The sequence below is a fragment of the Streptomyces sp. NPDC090032 genome, assembly GCF_044748025.1.
Lineage (GTDB): Bacteria > Actinomycetota > Actinomycetes > Streptomycetales > Streptomycetaceae > Streptomyces.
The window spans coordinates 321,387-340,369 of the sequence record NZ_JBIVFF010000006.1 but is presented as its reverse complement, the minus strand read 5'-3'; the positions used below and the strand labels follow the sequence as shown (position 1 = coordinate 340,369).

The 18,983-nt window shown below is 72.4% G+C and carries 18 protein-coding genes; 9 read left to right on the top strand and 9 right to left on the bottom strand.

Going from position 1 to position 18,983, the window contains the following annotated elements:
- Positions 1-3: 3 nt before the first annotated feature.
- The gene (locus tag ACIPWY_RS16900) at positions 4-1,203 is read left to right on the top strand and encodes an acyl-CoA dehydrogenase family protein (RefSeq protein ID WP_393701444.1); all 1,200 of its coding nucleotides are present in this window, start codon (positions 4-6) and stop codon (positions 1,201-1,203) included.
- Complete coding sequence (locus ACIPWY_RS16895; RefSeq protein ID WP_383881753.1) at positions 1,200-2,249, top strand: Zn-dependent alcohol dehydrogenase; 1,050 nt, start codon at positions 1,200-1,202, stop codon at positions 2,247-2,249. Before ACIPWY_RS16900 ends, ACIPWY_RS16895 begins: the two co-directional genes overlap by 4 nt.
- 28 nt (positions 2,250-2,277) lie before the next feature.
- Here ACIPWY_RS16895 and ACIPWY_RS16890 read toward each other — a convergent pair whose 3' ends face one another.
- Entirely contained in the window at positions 2,278-3,279 is a 1,002-nt protein-coding gene (locus tag ACIPWY_RS16890) for a helix-turn-helix domain-containing protein (RefSeq protein ID WP_362897979.1), read from the bottom strand.
- A gap of 85 nt (positions 3,280-3,364) precedes the next feature.
- Here ACIPWY_RS16890 and ACIPWY_RS16885 point away from each other — a divergent pair, with 85 nt between their 5' ends.
- Positions 3,365-4,705, top strand: coding sequence for an MFS transporter (locus ACIPWY_RS16885; protein WP_401533660.1), 1,341 nt, complete (start codon positions 3,365-3,367; stop codon positions 4,703-4,705).
- Here ACIPWY_RS16885 and ACIPWY_RS16880 read toward each other — a convergent pair whose 3' ends face one another.
- From ACIPWY_RS16880 to ACIPWY_RS16865, 4 genes are all read right to left on the bottom strand, one after another.
- Positions 4,706-5,323, bottom strand: coding sequence for a flavin reductase family protein (locus tag ACIPWY_RS16880; protein WP_401533659.1), 618 nt, complete (start codon positions 5,321-5,323; stop codon positions 4,706-4,708).
- Between the two features lie 64 nt (positions 5,324-5,387).
- A complete protein-coding gene (locus ACIPWY_RS16875; RefSeq protein ID WP_362897974.1) occupies positions 5,388-6,176 on the bottom strand; it encodes an enoyl-CoA hydratase-related protein in 789 nt (262 codons plus the stop codon).
- Positions 6,177-6,237: 61 nt separating this feature from the next.
- On the bottom strand, positions 6,238-8,454 hold the full coding sequence (locus tag ACIPWY_RS16870) for an acetate--CoA ligase family protein (RefSeq protein WP_362897972.1): 2,217 nt from the start codon (positions 8,452-8,454) through the stop codon (positions 6,238-6,240).
- Between the two features lie 254 nt (positions 8,455-8,708).
- Positions 8,709-9,863 carry a flavin-containing monooxygenase gene (locus tag ACIPWY_RS16865; RefSeq protein WP_401533656.1) on the bottom strand — a complete coding sequence of 385 codons (1,155 nt, stop codon included), beginning with the start codon at positions 9,861-9,863 and terminating at the stop codon, positions 8,709-8,711.
- Positions 9,864-10,012: 149 nt separating this feature from the next.
- Between ACIPWY_RS16865 and ACIPWY_RS16860 the strand changes: the two genes are divergently transcribed.
- Genes ACIPWY_RS16860 through ACIPWY_RS16845 form a run of 4 tightly spaced genes read left to right on the top strand, consistent with a single transcriptional unit; the run spans position 10,013 to position 12,372 of the window.
- Entirely contained in the window at positions 10,013-10,465 is a 453-nt protein-coding gene (locus tag ACIPWY_RS16860; protein WP_362897969.1) for a DoxX family protein, read from the top strand.
- On the top strand, positions 10,462-10,878 hold the full coding sequence (locus ACIPWY_RS16855) for a Zn-ribbon domain-containing OB-fold protein (RefSeq protein ID WP_362897967.1): 417 nt from the start codon (positions 10,462-10,464) through the stop codon (positions 10,876-10,878). The genes ACIPWY_RS16860 and ACIPWY_RS16855 overlap by 4 nt, the downstream gene beginning before the upstream one ends.
- 24 nt (positions 10,879-10,902) lie before the next feature.
- On the top strand, positions 10,903-11,790 hold the full coding sequence (locus ACIPWY_RS16850; RefSeq protein WP_362897965.1) for a GNAT family N-acetyltransferase: 888 nt from the start codon (positions 10,903-10,905) through the stop codon (positions 11,788-11,790).
- Positions 11,791-11,796: 6 nt separating this feature from the next.
- Positions 11,797-12,372, top strand: coding sequence for a GNAT family N-acetyltransferase (locus ACIPWY_RS16845; protein WP_362897963.1), 576 nt, complete (start codon positions 11,797-11,799; stop codon positions 12,370-12,372).
- Positions 12,373-12,382: 10 nt separating this feature from the next.
- Here the strand turns inward: ACIPWY_RS16845 and ACIPWY_RS16840 are convergent, their stop codons facing one another.
- From ACIPWY_RS16840 to ACIPWY_RS16825, 4 genes are all read right to left on the bottom strand, one after another.
- Positions 12,383-13,036, bottom strand: a complete 654-nt coding sequence (locus tag ACIPWY_RS16840; RefSeq protein WP_401533653.1) for a pyridoxal 5'-phosphate synthase — start codon at positions 13,034-13,036, stop codon at positions 12,383-12,385.
- An 82-nt stretch (positions 13,037-13,118) separates the two neighbouring features.
- Positions 13,119-14,570, bottom strand: a complete 1,452-nt coding sequence (locus tag ACIPWY_RS16835) for an amino acid permease (RefSeq protein WP_362898404.1) — start codon at positions 14,568-14,570, stop codon at positions 13,119-13,121.
- Positions 14,571-14,723: 153 nt separating this feature from the next.
- A complete protein-coding gene (locus ACIPWY_RS16830; protein ID WP_362897960.1) occupies positions 14,724-15,680 on the bottom strand; it encodes a hypothetical protein in 957 nt (318 codons plus the stop codon).
- A gap of 201 nt (positions 15,681-15,881) precedes the next feature.
- Positions 15,882-17,099: a thiolase C-terminal domain-containing protein gene (locus ACIPWY_RS16825; RefSeq protein WP_401533650.1), complete on the bottom strand. Its 1,218-nt coding sequence runs from the start codon at positions 17,097-17,099 to the stop codon at positions 15,882-15,884.
- A gap of 155 nt (positions 17,100-17,254) precedes the next feature.
- Here ACIPWY_RS16825 and ACIPWY_RS16820 point away from each other — a divergent pair, with 155 nt between their 5' ends.
- On the top strand, positions 17,255-18,451 hold the full coding sequence (locus ACIPWY_RS16820) for an acyl-CoA dehydrogenase family protein (RefSeq protein WP_393701458.1): 1,197 nt from the start codon (positions 17,255-17,257) through the stop codon (positions 18,449-18,451).
- Complete coding sequence (locus ACIPWY_RS16815; protein ID WP_362897954.1) at positions 18,451-18,927, top strand: nitroreductase family deazaflavin-dependent oxidoreductase; 477 nt, start codon at positions 18,451-18,453, stop codon at positions 18,925-18,927. Before ACIPWY_RS16820 ends, ACIPWY_RS16815 begins: the two co-directional genes overlap by 1 nt.
- The last annotated feature ends 56 nt before the right edge of the window (positions 18,928-18,983 follow it).

Sequence of the window (18,983 nt, the reverse complement as noted above, 5' to 3'; positions counted from 1 at the left end):
GTCGTGGAGTTCGGGTTCGGGGATGAGGACGAGGCGTTCCGGCGGGAGGCCCGCGCGTGGCTCGCGGAGCACCTCACCGGCGAGTACACCGTCGCCCGGGGGCGCGGCGGGCCCGGGAGCGAGCACGAGGACGCCGGCGTACGGCGGTCCTGGGAAAGGGAGTTGGGCGCGTCCGGGTGGATCGGGCTCGGCTGGCAGCGCGGCGGGTACGGCAACCGGGTCGCCTCACTGACCCAGCAGGTCGTCTGGGCCGAGGAGTACGCGCGCGCCAGGGCGCCCGCGCGCCACGGGCACATCGGCGAGAACCTGCTCGCCCCGACCCTGATCGCGTACGGCGACGAGGCGCAGCAGCGGCGCTTCCTGCCGCAGGTCGCCTCCGGCGAGGAGCTGTGGTGCCAGGGCTACAGCGAGCCCGGCGCAGGATCCGACCTCGCGAGCCTGCGTACGAGCGCCGTGCGCGACGGGGACACGTACCGCGTCACCGGGCAGAAGGTGTGGACGTCGCTCGCGCACGAGGCCGACTGGTGCTTCGTGCTCGCGCGCACCGAGGCGGGCTCGCGACGCCATCACGGCCTGTCGTTCCTCCTCGTGCCGATGGACCAGCCGGGCCGGATCGAGGTGCGGCCCATCCGGCAGCTGACCGGCACGGCCGAGTTCAACGAGGTGTTCTTCGACGGGGCGCACGCGCGCGTGGAGCACGTCGTGGCCGGCGAGGGGAACGGCTGGCAGGTCGCCATGGGGCTGCTCGCCCTGGAGCGCGGCGTCTCGACGCTGGCCCAGCAGATCGGGTTCGCCGCCGAACTCGCCGAGGTCGTCACGACGGCGGTGCGTACGGGGGCTGCCGAGGATCCGCTGTTCAGGGACCGCCTCGTGCGGCAGTGGGCCGAGCTGCGCGTCATGCGGTTCAACGCGCTGCGCACGCTCGGCGGCGCGCAGGACCCGGGCGCCCCGAGCGTCGCGAAGCTCCTGTGGGGCAGCTGGCACCAGCGCCTCGGCGAACTCGCCCTCCGGGCGCGGGGCGCGCTCGCCGCCGCCGGGCCCGGCAACTGGACGCCCGGAAGGCCGTACGAACTCGACGCCGCGCAGCGGCTGTTCCTCTTCAGCCGGGCCGACACGATCTACGGCGGCTCGGACGAGATCCAGCGCAACATCATCGCCGAGCGCGTGCTCGGGCTGCCCAGGGAGACGAGGGAGTCGTCATGAGGGGTGTCGTGTTCGACGGGGTCCGGGCCGACGTGGTCGACGATCTCGAAATACGCGATCCGGGGCCGGGCGAGGTGCTCGTCGACGTCGCCGCCGCCGGGCTGTGCCACAGCGACCTGTCGGTGATCGACGGGACCATTCCGTTCCCGGCGCCGGTCGTGCTCGGGCACGAGGGCGCCGGCGTCGTCGAGGCCGTCGGCGCGGGTGTCACGCATGTGGCGCCCGGGGACCATGTGGCGCTGTCCACGCTCGCCAACTGCGGTGCCTGCGCGGAGTGCGACCGGGGGCGGCCGACCATGTGCCGCAAGGCGATCGGGATGCCCACGCAGCCGTTCTCGCGGGGCGGCACACCGCTCTACCAGTTCGCCGCGAACTCCTCCTTCGCCGAGCGGACCGTCGTGAAGGCCGTGCAGGCCGTGCCGATCCCCGCGGAGATCCCGCTGACGTCGGCCGCGCTCATGGGGTGCGGGGTGCTGACCGGCGTCGGCGCCGTCCTCAACCGGGCGCGCGTCGACCAGGGCGACACGGTCGTCGTCATCGGGACCGGCGGGATCGGCCTCAACGTGCTCCAGGGCGCCCGGATCGCGGGCGCGTCCAGGATCGTCGCCGTCGACGCGAACCCCGACAAGGAGGCGGTGGCGCGGCAGTTCGGCGCGACGGACTTCCTGACCTCGGCCGCCGGGGTCAGGGACGTCCTGCCGCACGGCGCCGACCACGTCTTCGAGTGCGTCGGCCGCGTCGAGCTGGTCCGGCAGGCCGTCGACCTCCTCGACCGGCACGGCCAGGCCGTACTCCTCGGCATGCCCGCCGCCGACGCGGAGGCGTCCTTCGTCGTCGCCTCGCTCTTCCTCGACAAGTCCATCCTCGGCTGCCGCTACGGCTCCTCGCGGCCCCAGCGCGACATCAGGCTCTACGCCGACCTGTACCGCCAGGGCCGGCTGCTGCTGGACGAGCTGGTCACGGAGACGTACCCGGTGGAGGACTTCGCGAAGGCGGCGGAGGACGCGCAGCAGGGGAGGGTGGCGCGGGGGGTGCTGGTGTTCTGAGCTGCGTCCGCTCCGGCTGTCCCGTGCCCTACGGGTTGGTCGCGTGGAACGTGCGGCGGTACGCCGTCGGCGTCACGCCCAGTGCCGTCTGGAGGTGCTGCCGCATCGACTGCGCCGTGCCGAAGCCCGACTCGCGCGCCACCTGGTCCATCGACAGGTCGCTCGACTCCAGGAGGTGCCGGGCCCGCTCCACCCGCTGCTGGGTGAGCCACTGGCCCGGGCTGACGCCGGCCTCCTCGCGGAAACGGCGCGTGAAGGTGCGTACCGACATCGCCTCCTGGGCGGCCAGGTCGCGCAGTTGGAGCGGTTCGTGGAGGCGGGCGAGGGCCCAGGCGCGCGCCTTCGTCGTCGTCGCGAGCTGCGGCTCGGGTACGGGGCGGTGGATGTACTGGGCCTGCCCGCCGTCGCGGTGGGGCGGGACGACGGTGCTGCGGGCCACCTCGTTGGCCACCGCCGCGCCGTGGTCGCGGCGGACCAGGTGCAGGCAGAGGTCGATGCCCGCGGCGACCCCGGCCGACGTCAGGACGTCCCCGTCGTCGATGTACAGGACGTCCGCGTCGACCCGGACCCTGGGGAAGAGCCGCTGGAAGTGCTCCGCCGACGCCCAGTGCGTGGTCGCCGGGCGCCCGTCCAGATAGCCGGCCGCCGCGAGGACGTAGCTGCCGGTGCAGATCGACACCATCCGCGTGCCGGGCCTGATCTGCGCGAAGGCCGCCGCCAGCTCGTCGGTGAGCACGCCCTCGTCGAGGACGGGGCCCTGCTCGTAGGACGCGGGCACGACCACCGTGTCCGCGGTGGCGAGCGCTTCCGGGCCGTTCCTGATCAGGACCGCGAAGTCGGCGTCCGTCTCCACGGGGCCGGGTTCCCTGACCGAGCACGTCACGACCTCGTAGAGCGGCCGGCCCCCGGTGTCCTTGGCGCGGGTGAAGATGCGCTGGGTGATGCCGAGTTCGAAGGGGAGTACGCCGTCGAGGGCCAGGACGACCACACGGTGGGGGCGCCGGGTGCGGGGTGCGGGGGTCTCGGGCATGGCCCCGAGTGTATGGCCCGATCCTAGCGAAGGCTGTCTTTCGGGCCACTCGTCCGGGGTGGGCCCTTGATCCGATGCTGTCTGGGTGACGCACACAACCGACACCGACACCGTGGCCAAGGGCTCGCCCGGCGCGGGAGCCGCCCACCCGCCCCGCACGCGTCCCCGTATCCACCGCGCCTGGTTCGTGGCTGCCGTCACCTTCGTGACGATCATCGGCGCCGCCGCCTTCCGGTCCCTGCCGGGGCTCTTGATCGACCCGCTGAACGAGGAGTTCCACTGGTCGCGGGGCACCATCGGGCTGGCGGTCTCGATCAACCTCGCGCTGTACGGGCTGACCGCCCCCTTCGCCGCCGCCCTCATGGACCGGTTCGGCATCCGGCGCGTGGTCGCCGTCGCCCTGGTCGTCATAGCGGCCGGCTCCGGCCTGACCGTGTGGATGAACTCGGCCTGGCAGCTCCTGCTGTGCTGGGGCCTGCTCGTCGGACTCGGCTCCGGATCGATGGCCCTCGCCTTCGCCGCGACCGTCACCAACCGGTGGTTCACCGCCCGGCGCGGGCTCGTGACCGGCATCCTCACGGCCGCGTCCGCGTCGGGACAGCTCGTCTTCCTGCCGCTGCTCTCCTGGATCGTCGAGGCGCACAAGTGGCGGCCCGCGGCCGTGACGGTGGCGCTCGCGGCCCTCGCCGTCGTGCCGTTCGTGTGGCTGCTGCTGCGCGACCACCCGGCCGACGTGGGCAGCACCCCGTACGGCTCCGAGGAGTTCGTCGAGAAGCCGCCGCCCGTCACCGGGGCCGCCCGCCGCACCGTGGGCGTCCTGTTCAAGGCCGCCCGTACGGGTCCCTTCTGGCTGCTCGCCGGGACCTTCGCGATCTGCGGCGCCTCCACCAACGGGCTCGTCCAGACGCACTTCGTGCCGGCCGCGCACGACCACGGGATGCCGATCACCGCGGCGGCCTCGCTGCTCGCCGTGGTGGGGGTCTTCGACGTCGTCGGGACGGTGGCGTCGGGCTGGTTCACCGACCGCTTCGACGCGAGGCGCCTGCTCGCGGTGTACTACGCGCTGCGCGGGATCTCCCTGCTGTTCCTGCCGATACTCCTCGCCCCGTCCGTCCACCCGCCGATGATCTTCTTCATCGTCTTCTACGGGCTCGACTGGGTCGCCACTGTGCCGCCCACCCTGGCACTGTGCCGCGAGCACTACGGCGAGGACAGCGCGATCGTGTTCGGCTGGGTGCTCGCCTCGCACCAGGTGGGCGCCGCGCTCGTCGCCTTCCTCGGCGGCGTCGCCCGTGACACGTTCGGCTCGTACGACGTCGTCTGGTACGCGTCCGGGGCGCTGTGCGCCGCGGCGGCCCTGATGGCGCTGGTGATCCGGCGCCGGAACGCCGCTGCCGATGGCTTCCTGGTGGCCGAACTCGCCTGATCAGTGCTCGAAGCGGCCGAACGCGCCCTTGTGGAACAGGAGCGGGGGCGCGTCGCCGTCCGCCGTCCCGAGCGCCTCCACCCGGCCCACCACGATGAGGTGGTCCCCGCCCGTGTGGACCGCGTGGATCGTGCAGTCGACCCACGCGGGCGCGCCCGCGAGCCGCGGCGAGCCCGTCACCGGCGCCGCGTCGTGCTCGACACCGGCGAACTTGTCCGCGCCGCTGACCGCGAAGGACCGGCACAACGTGCCCTGGTCCGCGCCCAGTACGTTCACGCAGAAGACGCCGGCGCCCGCGATGCGCGGCCAGGTCGTGGACGTGCGGGCCACCATGAACGCCACCAGCGGCGGGTCCAGGGAGAGCGAGGAGAAGGACTGGCAGGCGAAGCCCGCGGGGGGAGCGCCGGGGTGCGGTGGCGGCGCCGTGACGATGGTGACGCCCGTGGCGAAGTGGCCGAGGACGCGCCGGAACTCGCCGGGGTCCAGTGGCGCCCGCTCGTCCTCGCCCACCGCGCGTAGCTCCGGACGTGGCAGTGCGTCCACCGGCTCGGCCGACGTGGGCGCACCGACCGACCGGAGGTACCTGACCACCGTGGCTGCCATTCCTGCGTGTCCCATCACACTACGATTGAAGCTGACGATGCGTCAGATAGGAAGTGGTGGGCCGGAATCGGTCGCGGGCTCACCGCCCCTTGTACGTCGGGTCGCGCCGCTCCTTGAAGGAGGCGACGCCCTCCTGCGCGTCCGCCGTCGTCATGTTGATCTCCTGCGCCGCCGCCTCCGCCGCGAACGCCGTCGCGCGGTCCGACTCCAGGGAGGCGTTGACCAGTTGCTTGGTCATGGCGATGGCCCGCGTCGGACCGCTCGCCAGGCGCGCCGCCCACTCCTGCGCCGTCTTGCGCAGCTCCCCGTCCGGGACCGTGCGGTTGACCAGGCCCAGGCGTTCCGCGTCCGCCGAGGAGAGTGCGTCGCCGAAGAACATCAGCTCCTTGGCGCGCTGCGGCCCGATGAGGCGCGGCAGCAGATAGGCGCCGCCGCCGTCCGGGACCAGGCCGCGGCGCGCGAACACCTCGATGAACCGGGCCGATTCAGCGGCGAGCACCAGGTCGCAGGCGAACGCCAGATGCGCCCCGATCCCGGCCGCCGTCCCGTTGACCGCCGCGACGACCGGCTTCTCGCAGTCCATGACCGCCGCGATCAGGCGCTGCGCGCCCCTGCGGATCGTGCGGGCCACGTCGCCGGGCACGCGCGGCCCGGTGGCCGGCGCGCCGCGCAGGTCCGCCCCGGCGCAGAAGCCCCTGCCGGTCGCCGTGAGGACGACCGCGCGCACGTCAGGATCCGCGGAGGCGTCGTTCAGGAGGGAGATGATCTCCTCCCGCTGGTCCCAGGTCAGCGCATTCATGGCCTCGGGACGGTTGAGCGTGATCCAGGTGACGGCGTCGGCGGTGGTGCACTCGATGGTGGCGGACATGACCTCTTCTTCCCTGTACGGCGGTGGGCGCGGGCGGTGTCCCGGATCCCGGCGAGGGGCCTCAGTGGCAGACGGCGAGCGCGTCGAGCGCCACCGCGCCCTGGCCCCGCGGGAGCACCATCAGCGGGTTGATGTCCAACTCCGCGAGCTCGTCGCCCAGTTCGAGGGCCATCCGCTGGACCCGCAGGACGACCTCCACCAGCGCGTCCAGGTCCACCGGCGGCGCCCCCCGCATTCCGTCCAGGAGGGGCCTGCCCCGCAGTTCGTCGAGCATCGCCCGCGCCTGGTCCTCCGCGAACGGCGGCACCCTGACCGCCGTGTCCCGCAGCACCTCCACGAGTACGCCGCCCAGTCCCACCGTCACCGTCGGCCCGAACAGGTCGTCCTGCGTGACCCCGACGACCATCTCGACGCCCCGCTCGACCATCTGGCAGACCAGGACGCCGTCCAGGTCGAGGCCCTCGTAGCGGGCGATGTCGGTGAGTTCCCGGTAGGCGTCCCTGACCTGGCTGGCCGAGGTCAGACCGACCTTGACCAGGCCCAGGTCCGACTTGTGGGCCAGCCGCGCCCCGGACGCCTTCATGACGACGGGGTAGCCGACCTGCCCGGCCGCCCGTACGGCCGCCGCGGCGCTGGTGACGAGCTGCTCGCGCGGTACGCGGATCCCGTACGCCCGCAGGAGCTGCTTCGCGGCGTGCTCGCTGAGCTGGCGGCCCGGACGCATCAGGGCCTGCGCCTTGCGGAAGGAGGGAGAGGGTGTGCGGGGGGCCTCGGTGAACGGGGAGCGGTAGGCGGCCGTGAACCGGTGGTGGTCCAGATAGGCGCGCACGGCCGTGATGCAGTTCCCGAACGTGCGGAACGTCGCGAGGCGTGAGGAGCCGAGAAGCGTCTCGCGGTAGGCGTCCTCGGTGCCGAGGGGCGAGCCCCAGACGACGCAGATCAGCTTGTCCGTGCGCTCCGCCGCCTCCGCGAGATCCCGGGCCAGCTTGTCGCTCATGGGCGGGAACGGGCCGGTGATCGGGCAGATCAGGACGCCTATGGACGGGTCCTGGAGGATCGATTCGATGATCTTGGGGCCGCGCCAGTCGCCCACCGGGTGGCCGCCGTTGTCGATCGGGTTCGCGACGTTGAGGTACTCCGGGATCCACTCGTGCAGCTCCTGCTGCTTCGCCTCGGACAGCGCCGGCAGGGTCAGACCCGCGCGGGTGGCCAGGTCGGCGAAGTGGGCGCCGGTGCCGCCGGATATCGAGTAGACCGCGACCCCGTCGGCCCGCGGCGGCCGGGCCCGCGCCAACAGGGCTGAGGTGTCCTGGAGTTCGTCGAGCCCGTCGACCCTGATCACGCCGAACTGCCGCATCGCCGCGTCCACCACCGTGTCCGCCCCGGTCAGCTTGCCCGTGTGCGAGGCCGCCATGCGTGCGCCCGTCTCGGTGCGGCCGACCTTGACGGCCACGACGGGTACGCCGTTGCGCGCTGCCCGGTCCGCCGCGAGGAGGAAGCCGCGCCCGTCTTTCAGGCCCTCCACGTAACACGCGATCGCCCCGACCTCCGGGCGCTCGGCGAAGTACGAGATGAAGTCCGCCGTCTCCAGGTCGGCCTCGTTGCCCGTGGGCGCCCAGTGCGAGAGCCGTACGCCCAGCTCCTGCATCGTGTAGAGGGGGCGGCCCTGGTGGCCGGACTGCGTGATCAGGGCGACGGCCGGCCCTTCGAGGTCCTCGCGGAACTCGGAGAACGCGTTCAGGTTGGTGTTCGGGCCCAGCAGGCGCATGCCCGAGCGGCTGACCGCCGCGGCCAGGGAGGACTGCGCGGCCGCTCCCTCCTCGCCCGTCTCGGCGAAGCCCGACGCGAACGCCACCGCGAACTTCACCTTGGCCTGGGCGAGTTCCCCGATGACCGGCAAAGGGTCCGAGACGAGGAGTACGGCGAGGTCGACGGTTTCGGGCAGTGCGGAGACGCCGGGCGAGCACGGGATGCCGAAGACGGTCTCGCGGGTGGGGTGCACGGGGTGGAGGCGGGCGCCCACGCGCTCCGCCCAGGCGATCAGCTGGCGCGTGATGCCCGTGTTCGGGCGGCCCTCGGCGTCGGACGCGCCGATGACCGCTATCGATTCGGGCCGGAAGAAACGGTCCAGGTCGGGCACCTCGCGGTGCAGTGGCCTGCCGCTCACGTCCACGTCGTCCGCCCTGCTGTGCACGGCGGGTGCCGGCTGTTCTCCGCAGGCGATCGTGCGGGCCCGGCGGGGGTCGGTGGTCAGGGTGCCGTATGTCGATCCAAGCATCGGGTCCGCCCGCTCCTCGACTGGTGCTCACGTAACTGACGTAGTGTCAGATTACTGAACTGACGCTGTGTCAGGAACAGGGCTGCACGCAAAGGCTGTTTACGGGTGTTCCCGCGAGCGGGCGGGTTGGAACGGCGGGAAGTGGCCACTGTGCCGTGAGTGGCGTCCCGAGGGGATGGCGCGCCATGGGTGGCGTCGCGAGCGGATGACGCCCTGCGCGCGGGTCGGTGGCCGGCCGGTGGCGCCGGGCGGGATCAGCCCGCGATCGCCTTCGCGATCTTCCGGGCGTCCAGGGCCAGTTCGCGGAACATGCCGCTGATCGGGTTCGTATAACCCGTGAAGTAGAGGCCGGGCGCGGCAGGGGCCGTCCGGCGGCCGTGCGTGGCCGGGCGTCCCCGGTCGTCGAGGACGCCGAGGTGGCCCACCAGGTCCTCCAGCGCGCGGCGGTAACCCGTCGCCGCGATCACGGCGTCGGGGGCGATGTGGGTGCCGTCCGCCAGGACCACCTTGCCGTCCTCGAACGACTCGACGGCCGCGACCGGTTCGACCTGACCCGTGCGTACGGCGTCGATCAGGCCGACGTCCTGCACGGGGATCGCGCCCTCGCGCACCCGCGAGTAGAGGCCGGTCGTCGGTCTGGGCAGGCCCTGTTCCGTCAGGTCGGGCACGCTGAGCTTCGCCATCGGGCGGGCCAGGCGGTCCACGAGCGCCACGGGCAGCCTGCGGCACAGGATGCCGGTCCGCTGCGCGGGCCAGCCCGCGGTGGACCGGCGCACGATGTGGGGTGCCGTGCGGGCCGCGAGCCGGACGCGGGACGCGCCGCCCTCGGCGAGGTCCACGGCGATCTCGGCGCCGGTGTTGCCGACGCCGACGACCAGCACGTCACGGCCCGCGTACGGCTCGGCGTTGCGGTAGTCGCCCGCGTGGAGGAGTTCGCCGGTGTACGAGGAGCGGCCCGGCCAGTCGGGCAGGCGCGGGGTGTGGTTGTAGCCCGTGGCGACCACGACGGCGCTCGCGGCCAGTTCACGGCCGCCCGAGGCGTGCACGAGCCAGCCGTCGTCGTCCGTGCGCTCCACGCGGGAGACCGTCACGCCGGTGACGATCTCCAGGTGGTGGAAGTCGGCGTACTGCTCCAGGTAGCGCACGACGTCGTCGCGGGACACCCAGCGGCCGAAGCGGCGCGGGATCGCGAGACCGGGAAGCCCGGAGAGCTTGCGGGTGGTGTGCAGGTGGAGGCGGTCGTAGTGCAGGCGCCAGGACGCCCCGACGTGCTCCGACTTCTCCAGGATCACGGCCCGTACGCCCCGCTCGCGCAGCGCCGCGGCCGCGGCGAGGCCGCCCGGCCCGCCCCCGATGACGTACACGGGGCGGTCCTGGTTGCGTGCGGCGGGCGCGGGGGTGGTGACCATGAGTGCGAGCGTAATCACGGTTCGATTTGATGGGTCTCGGTCAAGACCGGAATCGGTTGCGAATTCATCACGGCGTACGCCCCTTGCGGGACCGCCCCTCCGTGCGCTGAACTGACGTACCGTCAGAAACGGAGAGGAGGGCCCCGGTCGTGGACTCGATCTGGCTCGACGGCGTCGAATGGCTGGCCGTGCTGCGCATAGGCCTCGGACTGTGGTGGCTGGAGAGCTGGCGGCACAAGGACAAGAAGGGCTGGTTCGAGCGGGGCACCGGCATCGCCTGGGCCGCCGACGTCGCCGCGAAGCACCGGTGGAACGCCGTGCGCAGCGGCTTCGGCGCGGTCGTCACACCCCGGCCGAAAATGATGGCGTACGTCGTCGTCTACGCCGAACTGGCCCTGGGCCTCGGGCTCGTGGTGGGCCTGCTCACGCCGGTGGCCCTGATCGGCGGGCTGCTCCTGAACCTCCTGTACCTGGTCCTGATGATCCATGACTGGGCCGAGCAGGGACAGAACGCGATGATGGCCCTCATCTCGCTCGTGGCGCTCTTCGCCATGTCCTGGCAGGCCTGGTCCCTCGACGCGGCGATCGGACTCTTCCAGTGACTTCTCCCGCGACCGTACGGTTCGACCTCCCCGAGCCCGACGCCTTCACCCGCCCCTACTGGGACGCGGCCGCCGACGGGACGCTGCTGCTGCGCCGCTGCCGCGCGTGCGAGCGGGCCCATCACTATCCGCGCGAGTTCTGCCCGCACTGCTGGAGCGAGGACGTGACGTGGGAACCGGCGTCCGGGACGGCCGTCCTCTACACATGGTCCGTCGTCCACCGGAACGACCTGCCGCCCTTCGGCACCCGCACCCCGTACATCGCTGCCGTCGTCGACCTCGCGGAGGGCCCGCGGATGATGACGGAGATCGTGGACGCCGACGGCGCCGAGCTGCGCGTGGGAATGCCCCTGGAGGTCACCTTCCGGCAGGTGGAGGACTTCTCCGTCCCGGTATTTCGCTCGCGGAGGTGAGGGGACGGGCGGCACCATGCGGTCATGACAGAGAGCCCCGCTCCCGTGCCCGGCTGGCACGTCACCGCTGACGTCGACGACTTCCTCGCCCGCGCGGGCGCCTACCTGCGCGCCGAGCCCGCCCTGCACACCGTGGCCCTGAGCGTCACCGCGAGCCTGCGGGAACGGGGGCCGGCGGTGTACGGGGCGAGGAGTCAGCTCTTCGGGGTGCTGTACGGGCCGGACGGCCGCGTGGCGGGGTCGTTCGTGTGGACCCCGCCCTACGGGATCAGCGTCAGCCCCCTGGACAGGGAGCAGGCGGACGCGCTCGCCGTCGTGCTCCAAGGGCGGGCGGTGACCGGCGTGTTCGGGGTCGACGCGGCCTCGGCCGCCTTCGCCGACGCCTGGCAGGCCCGTACGGGAGCACCGGCCCACCGCGCGGTCGAGCAGCGCCTCTACCGGCTCGGCGACCTCACCCCGCCCCTGCCCGCGCCCGCCGGGCGGCCCCGCGTCGCCACCGCGGGCGACCGGGAGCTGCTGGCCCGGTGGCGCGACGCGTTCGCCGCGGACACCCGCGCTCCGGGTGGCGCAGCGGGCTCGCGGGAGTGGGCCGACGAGCGGATCTCGTACGGTGGCGTCACCCTCTGGGAGACCGAGGACGGTGTGCCCGTCTCCATGGCCGGAGTGACCCGCGAGGCCGCCGGAGCGGTCCGGGTCGCCCCCGTCTACACACCGAAGGAACTGCGCGGCCGGGGGTACGCGGGAGCGGTCACCGCCGAGGTCAGCCGCGCGGCGCGGGCCGCGGGCGCGCACGAGGTGGTCCTCTTCACCGACCTCGCCAACGCGACCAGCAACGGCCTCTACCTGCGCATCGGTTTCCGTCCCGTGCGGGACTTCGCCGTCCACACCTTCACCGCCCCCGAGAAGGGCTGACAGCTCATGACCGACAACCCTGAGATACGTGGCCACGGACTGTTCCTGCGGGCCTGGCGGGCCGGGGACGAGGGGGACGCCGCCGCCGTGCTGCGCGGCCTCGGCGACCCCGAGTTCCTGCGCTGGAACACCCCGCTCACCCCGGTCGACGACCTCGCCGGCGCCCACGCGTACCTGCGCTCACGCGAGGAGGCGCTCAAGAGCGGCGAATCCGTGTCCTGCTGCGTCACCGACGAGAGCACGGGTGAGGTGCTCGGGCACATCGGCGTCAACGCGATCATGCACGAGTTCAGCACCGCCCACGTCGGCTACTGGGTGCTGCCCGAGGCCCGCGGGCGCGGCGTCGCGACGCGTGCGCTGAGGCTCGCGTCGCGGCTGGCCTTCGGCGAACTCGGCCTCCACCGACTCGAACTGGGGCACGCCCTCGGGCACGAGGTGTCCTGCCGGGTCGCCGAGCGCGGCGGATACCGGTACGAGGGCACACTGCGGGGCGCGATGTTCGAGGCGGGGCGGCAGGACGCCTTCCGTGACGCGCACCTGCACGCCCGCCTCGCCTCGGACCCCGAGCCGCAGGTGGCGTGAGCCGCCCGCGTCACGGCCAGAGCAGCTCCCGTACCCAGCCCGCCTGTGCGGCGCGGTACCTGAGGCGGATGTGGCGGCGGCGGGCGTCGCCCTGGAAGAACTCCACCTCGCGTGGCGCCAGCGCGTAGGCCGTCCACGTGGGGGCGGGGGCCTTCGGGTCGGCCTGCGCGCGCTCCCAGGCCGCGACCGAGACCTCCTCCAACTCCCTTTGTGAGCCGAGGACTTCGCTCTGGTGGCCGACCAGTGCCGCCGCCAGCGCTCCGGTCGAGCGGACGTGGAGATCGGCCTGGCTCACCTCGGGAGACTCCGTGGTGACCTCGCCGCGTACACGGATCTGGCGGCCCTGCGACGGCCAGTAGAACCCGAGCGCGGCCTGCGGGTGCGCGGCGAGCTGGCGGCCCTTGGCGCTGCCCGCGTGGGAGGCGAAGTGGAAGCCGTCCTCGTCGGCGCCGTGCAGCATCACCGTACGGACGTCGGGCAGGCCGTCCGCGTCCACCGTCGCGAGCGACATGGTGTGCGGCTCGCTCTGGCCTGCGGCGGCCGCCTGCGCGAACCAGTCGACGAAGAGCGGCAGCGGCGAGGACGGGGCCGCGGACGGGTCGAACGCGGGCAGTTCGGTGTCCCAGACGCGCAGGGACTTCAGGATCTCTTGCAGTTCCGGCATGCACCGATTCTGGCGGTGAACGCGATCGCCCCGCCGACCGGTCCGTCCGGAAGGCGGGGCGACGTACGCCGGATGGAGCCCGTCAGATCAGGTCCATCGCCGCGACCTCGTCCGGGCTGCCGTAACTGACCGGGCCCTGGAAGCGGCGGCGGGCCGTCGCGAACCACCACACCGTCGCGATCACGAGTACGGCGACCAGGGCGATCGGCGCGTAGTTGAACGACGTCGCGTTGATCGGGGACGCCTGCGGCAGCATGAACAGGACGCTGCTCGCCACGATCCAGACCACCGCGATCGCGGCGACGGGCTTGCCCCAGCGGCCCAGGTTCCACGGCCCCTGCTGGAAGTCGTCGTGGCGCAGACGCAGATAGATCGGGACGGCGTACGCGAGGTAGAGCCCCACGACGTTGACGCTCACGATCGCGGTGAACGCCGTGTGCGACCACCAGCCCGGCACCACGAGGACCAGCGAGCAGGCCGCCGCGAGCCACACGGCCTTCACGGGCGTGCGCGTGCGCGAGGAGACCGAGTGCCACCAGCGCGAGCCCGGCATGGCGCCGTCACGCGAGAAGGCGAAGATCTGACGGGTGTTGCTCGTCATGTTGGCCAGACCGCAGAAAAGCATCGAGCCGATCACGACCAGCAGCAGGAGCTTCGCCGTCGTCATCCCGAGCGCGTCGATGAGGATCTGCACGGGCGGCGCCGACGCGCTGGCCTGCGCCTTGTAGTCGCCGATCGCGAAGACGAGGGCCAGCATCAGGATCAGGCCGGTGACGGCGGAGTAGCCGATCGCCCGCATGATGCCCTTGGGCGCGTTGACCGTCGCCTGGACCGTCTCCTCCGACATGTGGAAGCTGCCGTCGAAGCCGGTGAACGTCCAGCTGGTCACGAGAAGGCCGAGCAAAGCCGCGTAAATCCCGTTGGAGAAGCCGGTGTTGTTGGTGAACTGCGTGACGACCGACGCCGACTGGTGGTGGTCGGGTACGGCGATCAGCGCGACGACGATGACCACCATGCCGATGAGCAGCCACCACACGGAGATGCGGTTCACCAGCGCCACCAGCTGCACCGTGTACGTGTTGGCAAGCGCCTGGAGCAGCAGGATCACCGCCGTGATCAGGACCGTCTGCTGCGCCGTCGCCTGGTACGACGGCCACTGCATGACGAGGAACGCCTGGATGAACGTCGCCGCCGCGTAGCCCGTCGCCGCCGTGCCGCCGACCTGCCCCACGAAATTCAGCCAGCCCGTGTACCAGGACCAGGCGCCCTTGTGCCGTTTCGCCAGCTTTCCCGCCGAGAAATAGAGCGCCCCGCTCGTCGGATAGGCCGATGCGATTTCGGCCATCGACGCTCCGACGAATAGCACCATGGCCGCGACGGCTATCCAGCCGAACACGAGAATGCGTGGCCCGCCGGCGTTCATTCCGAACCCGAAGGAGGAGAAGATGCCGGAGATGATGTTGATGATCGTGAAGGAAATCGCGAAATTGTCGAACGCCTTGAAGCGCCGGGTCAGCTTCCGCGGGTAGCCCATCGCGTGCAGCGTCGCGTCGTCGTCGAGCGCGGCGGCGGGCCGCCCGGATCTGCTGGGGGACGTGGGGGGAGTGGTTGCGGTGGTCAGGGGGTCGGACACAACCTCGGCCTTCCGTTGTGGGGGGAATTTCCGAAACCTGTGGGGCGGGCGGGGTCAGGTGCTGTGCGGGACCGGCAGGCCGCACGCGCGCCGCGCCCTGCTGAGCTGTTCCTCGGGTTCGCCGAAGACGCTCCACGGCATCCGCGACGCGTACGGGCCCATGGCGGTGAACACCGCACGCGCCTCGAAGGCGCACTGCGCCATGTGCAGGGCGTGCGCCAGATACGCCAGGTCGAGGACCGGTGTGAAGCGGTAACCGGCCACCTGCGGCAGCCAGTTCCGGTATGCGCCGAGCGCCGTCGCCTTCCACTGCGGCTGGTCCCAGGTGTGTTCGGCGAGGAGGTGCGCGGGGTTGTGGCCCTCGACGAGGGTGACCAGAGGCAGCAGGCGCAGCGGGGACGAGGCCGGGGCGCGCTGGCTCAGATACGCGGCGACGTCCCAGGCCGCGTTCGCGGTGCCGCCGTGCCGGGTGAAGAAGAACGCCAGGAACTGGTGGTGGGCCTCGCGGTGCCAGGGGTCGAGACGCGTGATGTGCTCGAACTGGGCCCAGGGGCCGCGGGGTTCGGTGAGCAGGCCCTGCGGGGCGCGGTCGCGGGGCCGCTGGAGCCGGGCCATGGAGAGGCGGGCGGCCCACGGCGTGGGGTCACGGGGCGCCAGGTCGGAGGCCCGGTCGCAGGCGGACAGCGCTATCCGGCCCAGCGCCCCGATGCGCCGGTCGTGCGACTGGGCGGCGCGCAGGGTGCGGAACACGGCGACGCGCGCCCACAGCAGGGCGGCGTCGGGGCCGGGCTCTTCCTCCAGCCAGCGTTCCGCCAGGTCGGATTCGGCGGCCACCGAGGCGAGGACGAGGGAGCGGTGGGCGCGCAGTCCGAAGTCGTCGTGCGTCTCCTCGAGGACCGAGCGCGCGCCGAAGTAGCGGCCCGCCCGTAAATCCGTGCAGGCCCTGGCCAGCTCTCGGTCGTCGGCGGCGGGATGCCAGACGTACTGTCCTTCGAACGAGCCGGCGGTCATGCTCCCCTGCCACTGTTCTGCTTTTCCGTACGGACGACGGGGAGCACCCTACTAAGGATCAAGCCCTACGGACACTGTGCTTCCGAAATAACAGGTTCCGGGTTGTTTATGACGCGGCTCGCGATCCGGTATCGGGTTCGCGATCGGTTTATTGAAATTGCAAATTTATTGTGCCGATTCCGGGTTTCTCATGGCGCGGCCTCAGGACGTGCCGAGCACCACCGTCCCCGACGAGCAGAACCATCCGCCCGTACCGGACGCCACCGCGAGCCGCGGCAGCCGGTCGCCCGCCTTGCGCACCTGACGCTCCCCGGCCTCGCCCCGCAGCTGCCGCACGGCCTCCACCAGCAGGAACAGGCCCCGCATTCCCGGGTGTTGGGCCGACAGGCCGCCGCCGTCGGTGTTCGTGGGGAGCCCGCCGTCCCGCAGCAGCCGCCCCTTCTCCACGAACGGCCCGCCCTCGCCCTTCGCGCAGAATCCCAGATCCTCCAGCGTCACCAGCGTCATGTACGTGAAGGCGTCGTAGATCTCCGCGAGGTCGATCTCGTCGGGCGTGACGCCCGCCCGCTCGAAGGCGAGCTTCCCGCTGACGGCCGCCGGGGACACGGTGAAGTCGTCCCACTCGGACATCGTCGTGTGCGACACGTACTCGCCCGAACCGAGCACCCACACGGGCGATTTGGCGCAGTCGGGCAACAGGTCCTCGGCGACGAGCAGCACGGCGGCGCCGCCGTCCGAGCGTATGCAGCAGTGCAGTTTCGTGAACGGGTCCGCGATCATCGGGCCGTCGAGCACGTCGTCCACGGTGACCGGGTCGCGGAACATGGCCTCCGGGTTCAGCGCCGCGTTCGCCCGCGCCTGCACGGCGACCTCGGCGAGCTGCTCGAGCGTGGTGCCGTACTCGTGCATGTGGCGGCGCGCCGCCATCGCGTACTTGGCGATCAGCGAGTGCCCGTACGGCACCTCGAACTGGAGCGGGCCGCGGGCGCCGAAGCTCAGGTTCGACGTGCGCCGCCCGGCCTTGATGTCGGCGCGGGCCGTCGAGCCGTACACGAGCAGGACCGCGCGCGCGTGGCCCTGGGCGATGGCGTCCGCCGCGTGCGCCGCCATCACCTCCCAGGTGGAGCCGCCGACCGAGGTCGAGTCCACCCAGCGGGGTTTGAGGCCCAGGTACTCGGCGACCTCGACCGGCGCGAGGATGCCGAGGCCCGCGCTCGCGAACCCGTCGATCACGTCGGGGGTGAGCCCGGCGTCGGCGACGGCGCGGCGGGCGGCCTGGGCGTGCAGGGTGAATGGGGTCTCCCCTGCTCGGGCGGAGCCGAGAGCTTGGGGATGGGTGGCCTCGTCCACGCGGCCGCAGTCGGAGAGGGCGATGCCGGCGATGGCGACCCGGCGGGAACCGTGAAGGGCGGCAGTCATAAATCTGACGGTACATCAGATCGGGCGGATGGGTCGGCCGGTCCGTCGGAAGCTCTCTCCGTGCGTATCTCTGTGCATCCCGGCCCCGCCGCCCTAACATGACGCCCCGTCAGAACAGGGGGTCCGGGGTCGCCGGCCCTCGGGGAGGAGCCCGTATGGACGCCACCTTCACCGCGGAACAGGACGAGATCCGCCGCACCCTGCACGAACTCATGAACAAGCGCTGCGGCCCCGAAGACGTCAAGGCCGCCGTCGGCACCCCCGCCGGCTACGACCCGGCCCTGTGGTCGGCCCTCGGCGGCGAGCTCGGCCTGCCCGGCCTGGCCCTCCCGGAGCAGTACGGCGGAGTCGGCTGCGGGGTCACCGAACTCGCCCTCGCCTGCGAGGAGTCGGGCCGCGCCCTCGCCCCGTCACCGCTCCTGGCCACGGCGGCGCTCGCCGCTCCGCTCGTCCTCGCCCTCGGCACCGAGGCGCAGCGCGCCGAACTGCTGCCCCGTATCGCCTCCGGCGCCCTGACCGCCACGCTCGCCGTGCCCGGCCAAGGCCTCGCCACCGCGCTCGGCCTGACCGGCGACAACCGCGGCGACTGGTCGGGCGGCGGCCGAGCGGGCGGCGTCCAGGCCAGGCAGGGTGATCAGGGGAGCTGGCGTCTGTACGGGCAGGCCGACCAGGTCCTCGACGGGCACAGCGCCGGCCTTCTGATCGTCGCCGCCCACACCGGCGGCTTCGCCCGCTCACGGACCCTGCTCTTCCTCGTGCGCGGCGACGCGCAGGGAATCGCCAGGACCCGGCAGACGTCCCTAGACGAGACGCGGCCCCGCGCGCGGGTCGAACTGCGCGACGTGGACGCAGAGTTGCTCGGGTCCGGCGAGGGCGGCGAAGTGGCGGGCGCCCTGGCGGCCGTGGGCGACGCGGCCGCGACGGTCCTCGCCGCGGAAGCCGTCGGCGCCGCCGAGCGTGCCCTGGAGCGGACCGTCGAGCATGTGCGTCAGCGTGAGCAGTTCGGGCGCCCCATCGGCTCCTTCCAGGCGGTCAAGCACCGCCTCGCGGACGTCTACGTCCAGGTGCAGGCGGCGCGCTCCGCGGCGTACTACGCGGCCTGGGCCGCGGGCTCGGGGAGCGGGGAACGAGCGGGCGGCCTCGCCCTCGCCCAGGCCCTGGAAGCGCTGCGCACCGCGGCGTCCGAGGCCGTGCAGCTGCATGGCGGCATCGGCTTCACCTGGGAGCACGACGCCCACCTCTACCTCAAGCGGGCGACCGGCGACGAACTCCTCTTCGGCCCCGTCCACCTCCTGCGCGCACGCGCCGCGGAATCCGCCGGACTCTTCAGCCGCCAGGAGGCGACGGTCTGATGGCACCCCCCGGAACAAGACTCCTGCAGAAGGTCTCCTCGACCCGCGCCTTCGCCCGCGTCGCCCCGCACTTCATCCCCGCGATGGACCGCACCGTGCACCGGCTCACGCGGGGAAAGGTGCTGCTCAGCGCGCAGATGCTGCCCGGGGTCATCCTGACCGCGCGCGGCGCGAAGAGCGGACTGCCACGGCGTACACCGCTCGCGTGCATGCCCGAGGAGGAGGCGGACACGTGGCTCCTGATCGGGTCCAACTTCGGGCGTCCAGGACACCCGGCCTGGACGGCGAACCTGCTGGCCCACCCGGACGCCGACATCAACTGGAAGGGCGAGGACATCCCGGTCACCGCGCGGCTGCTCGACTCCGGCGAGCGGGAGGAGGCCTGGGCCGCGGCGCTGACGTTCTGGCCGCCGTACGCGAAGTACCAGGCGAGGGTGGAGCGGGAGATCAGGCTCTTCCGGCTGGCGCGCCGGTGAGGCGGACAATTGGCGGAAACTGCACAGCGGCGGTTCACGTGACACGCGAACCGCCG

Bases quoted from the DNA above. Each gene is read 5' to 3' on its own strand.
- ACIPWY_RS16895 (WP_383881753.1), top strand. From the start codon at position 1,200: ATGAGGGGTGTCGTGTTCGACGGGGTCCGGGCCGACGTGGTCGACGAT.
- ACIPWY_RS16890 (WP_362897979.1), bottom strand. From the start codon at position 3,279: ATGCCCGAGACCCCCGCACCCCGCACCCGGCGCCCCCACCGTGTGGTC.
- ACIPWY_RS16880 (WP_401533659.1), bottom strand. From the start codon at position 5,323: ATGGGACACGCAGGAATGGCAGCCACGGTGGTCAGGTACCTCCGGTCG.
- ACIPWY_RS16875 (WP_362897974.1), bottom strand. From the start codon at position 6,176: ATGTCCGCCACCATCGAGTGCACCACCGCCGACGCCGTCACCTGGATC.
- ACIPWY_RS16870 (WP_362897972.1), bottom strand. From the start codon at position 8,454: ATGCTTGGATCGACATACGGCACCCTGACCACCGACCCCCGCCGGGCC.
- ACIPWY_RS16865 (WP_401533656.1), bottom strand. From the start codon at position 9,863: ATGGTCACCACCCCCGCGCCCGCCGCACGCAACCAGGACCGCCCCGTG.
- ACIPWY_RS16850 (WP_362897965.1), top strand. From the start codon at position 10,903: ATGACAGAGAGCCCCGCTCCCGTGCCCGGCTGGCACGTCACCGCTGAC.
- ACIPWY_RS16845 (WP_362897963.1), top strand. From the start codon at position 11,797: ATGACCGACAACCCTGAGATACGTGGCCACGGACTGTTCCTGCGGGCC.
- ACIPWY_RS16840 (WP_401533653.1), bottom strand. From the start codon at position 13,036: ATGCCGGAACTGCAAGAGATCCTGAAGTCCCTGCGCGTCTGGGACACC.
- ACIPWY_RS16835 (WP_362898404.1), bottom strand. From the start codon at position 14,570: ATGGGCTACCCGCGGAAGCTGACCCGGCGCTTCAAGGCGTTCGACAAT.
- ACIPWY_RS16830 (WP_362897960.1), bottom strand. From the start codon at position 15,680: ATGACCGCCGGCTCGTTCGAAGGACAGTACGTCTGGCATCCCGCCGCC.
- ACIPWY_RS16825 (WP_401533650.1), bottom strand. From the start codon at position 17,099: ATGACTGCCGCCCTTCACGGTTCCCGCCGGGTCGCCATCGCCGGCATC.
- ACIPWY_RS16820 (WP_393701458.1), top strand. From the start codon at position 17,255: ATGGACGCCACCTTCACCGCGGAACAGGACGAGATCCGCCGCACCCTG.
- ACIPWY_RS16815 (WP_362897954.1), top strand. From the start codon at position 18,451: ATGGCACCCCCCGGAACAAGACTCCTGCAGAAGGTCTCCTCGACCCGC.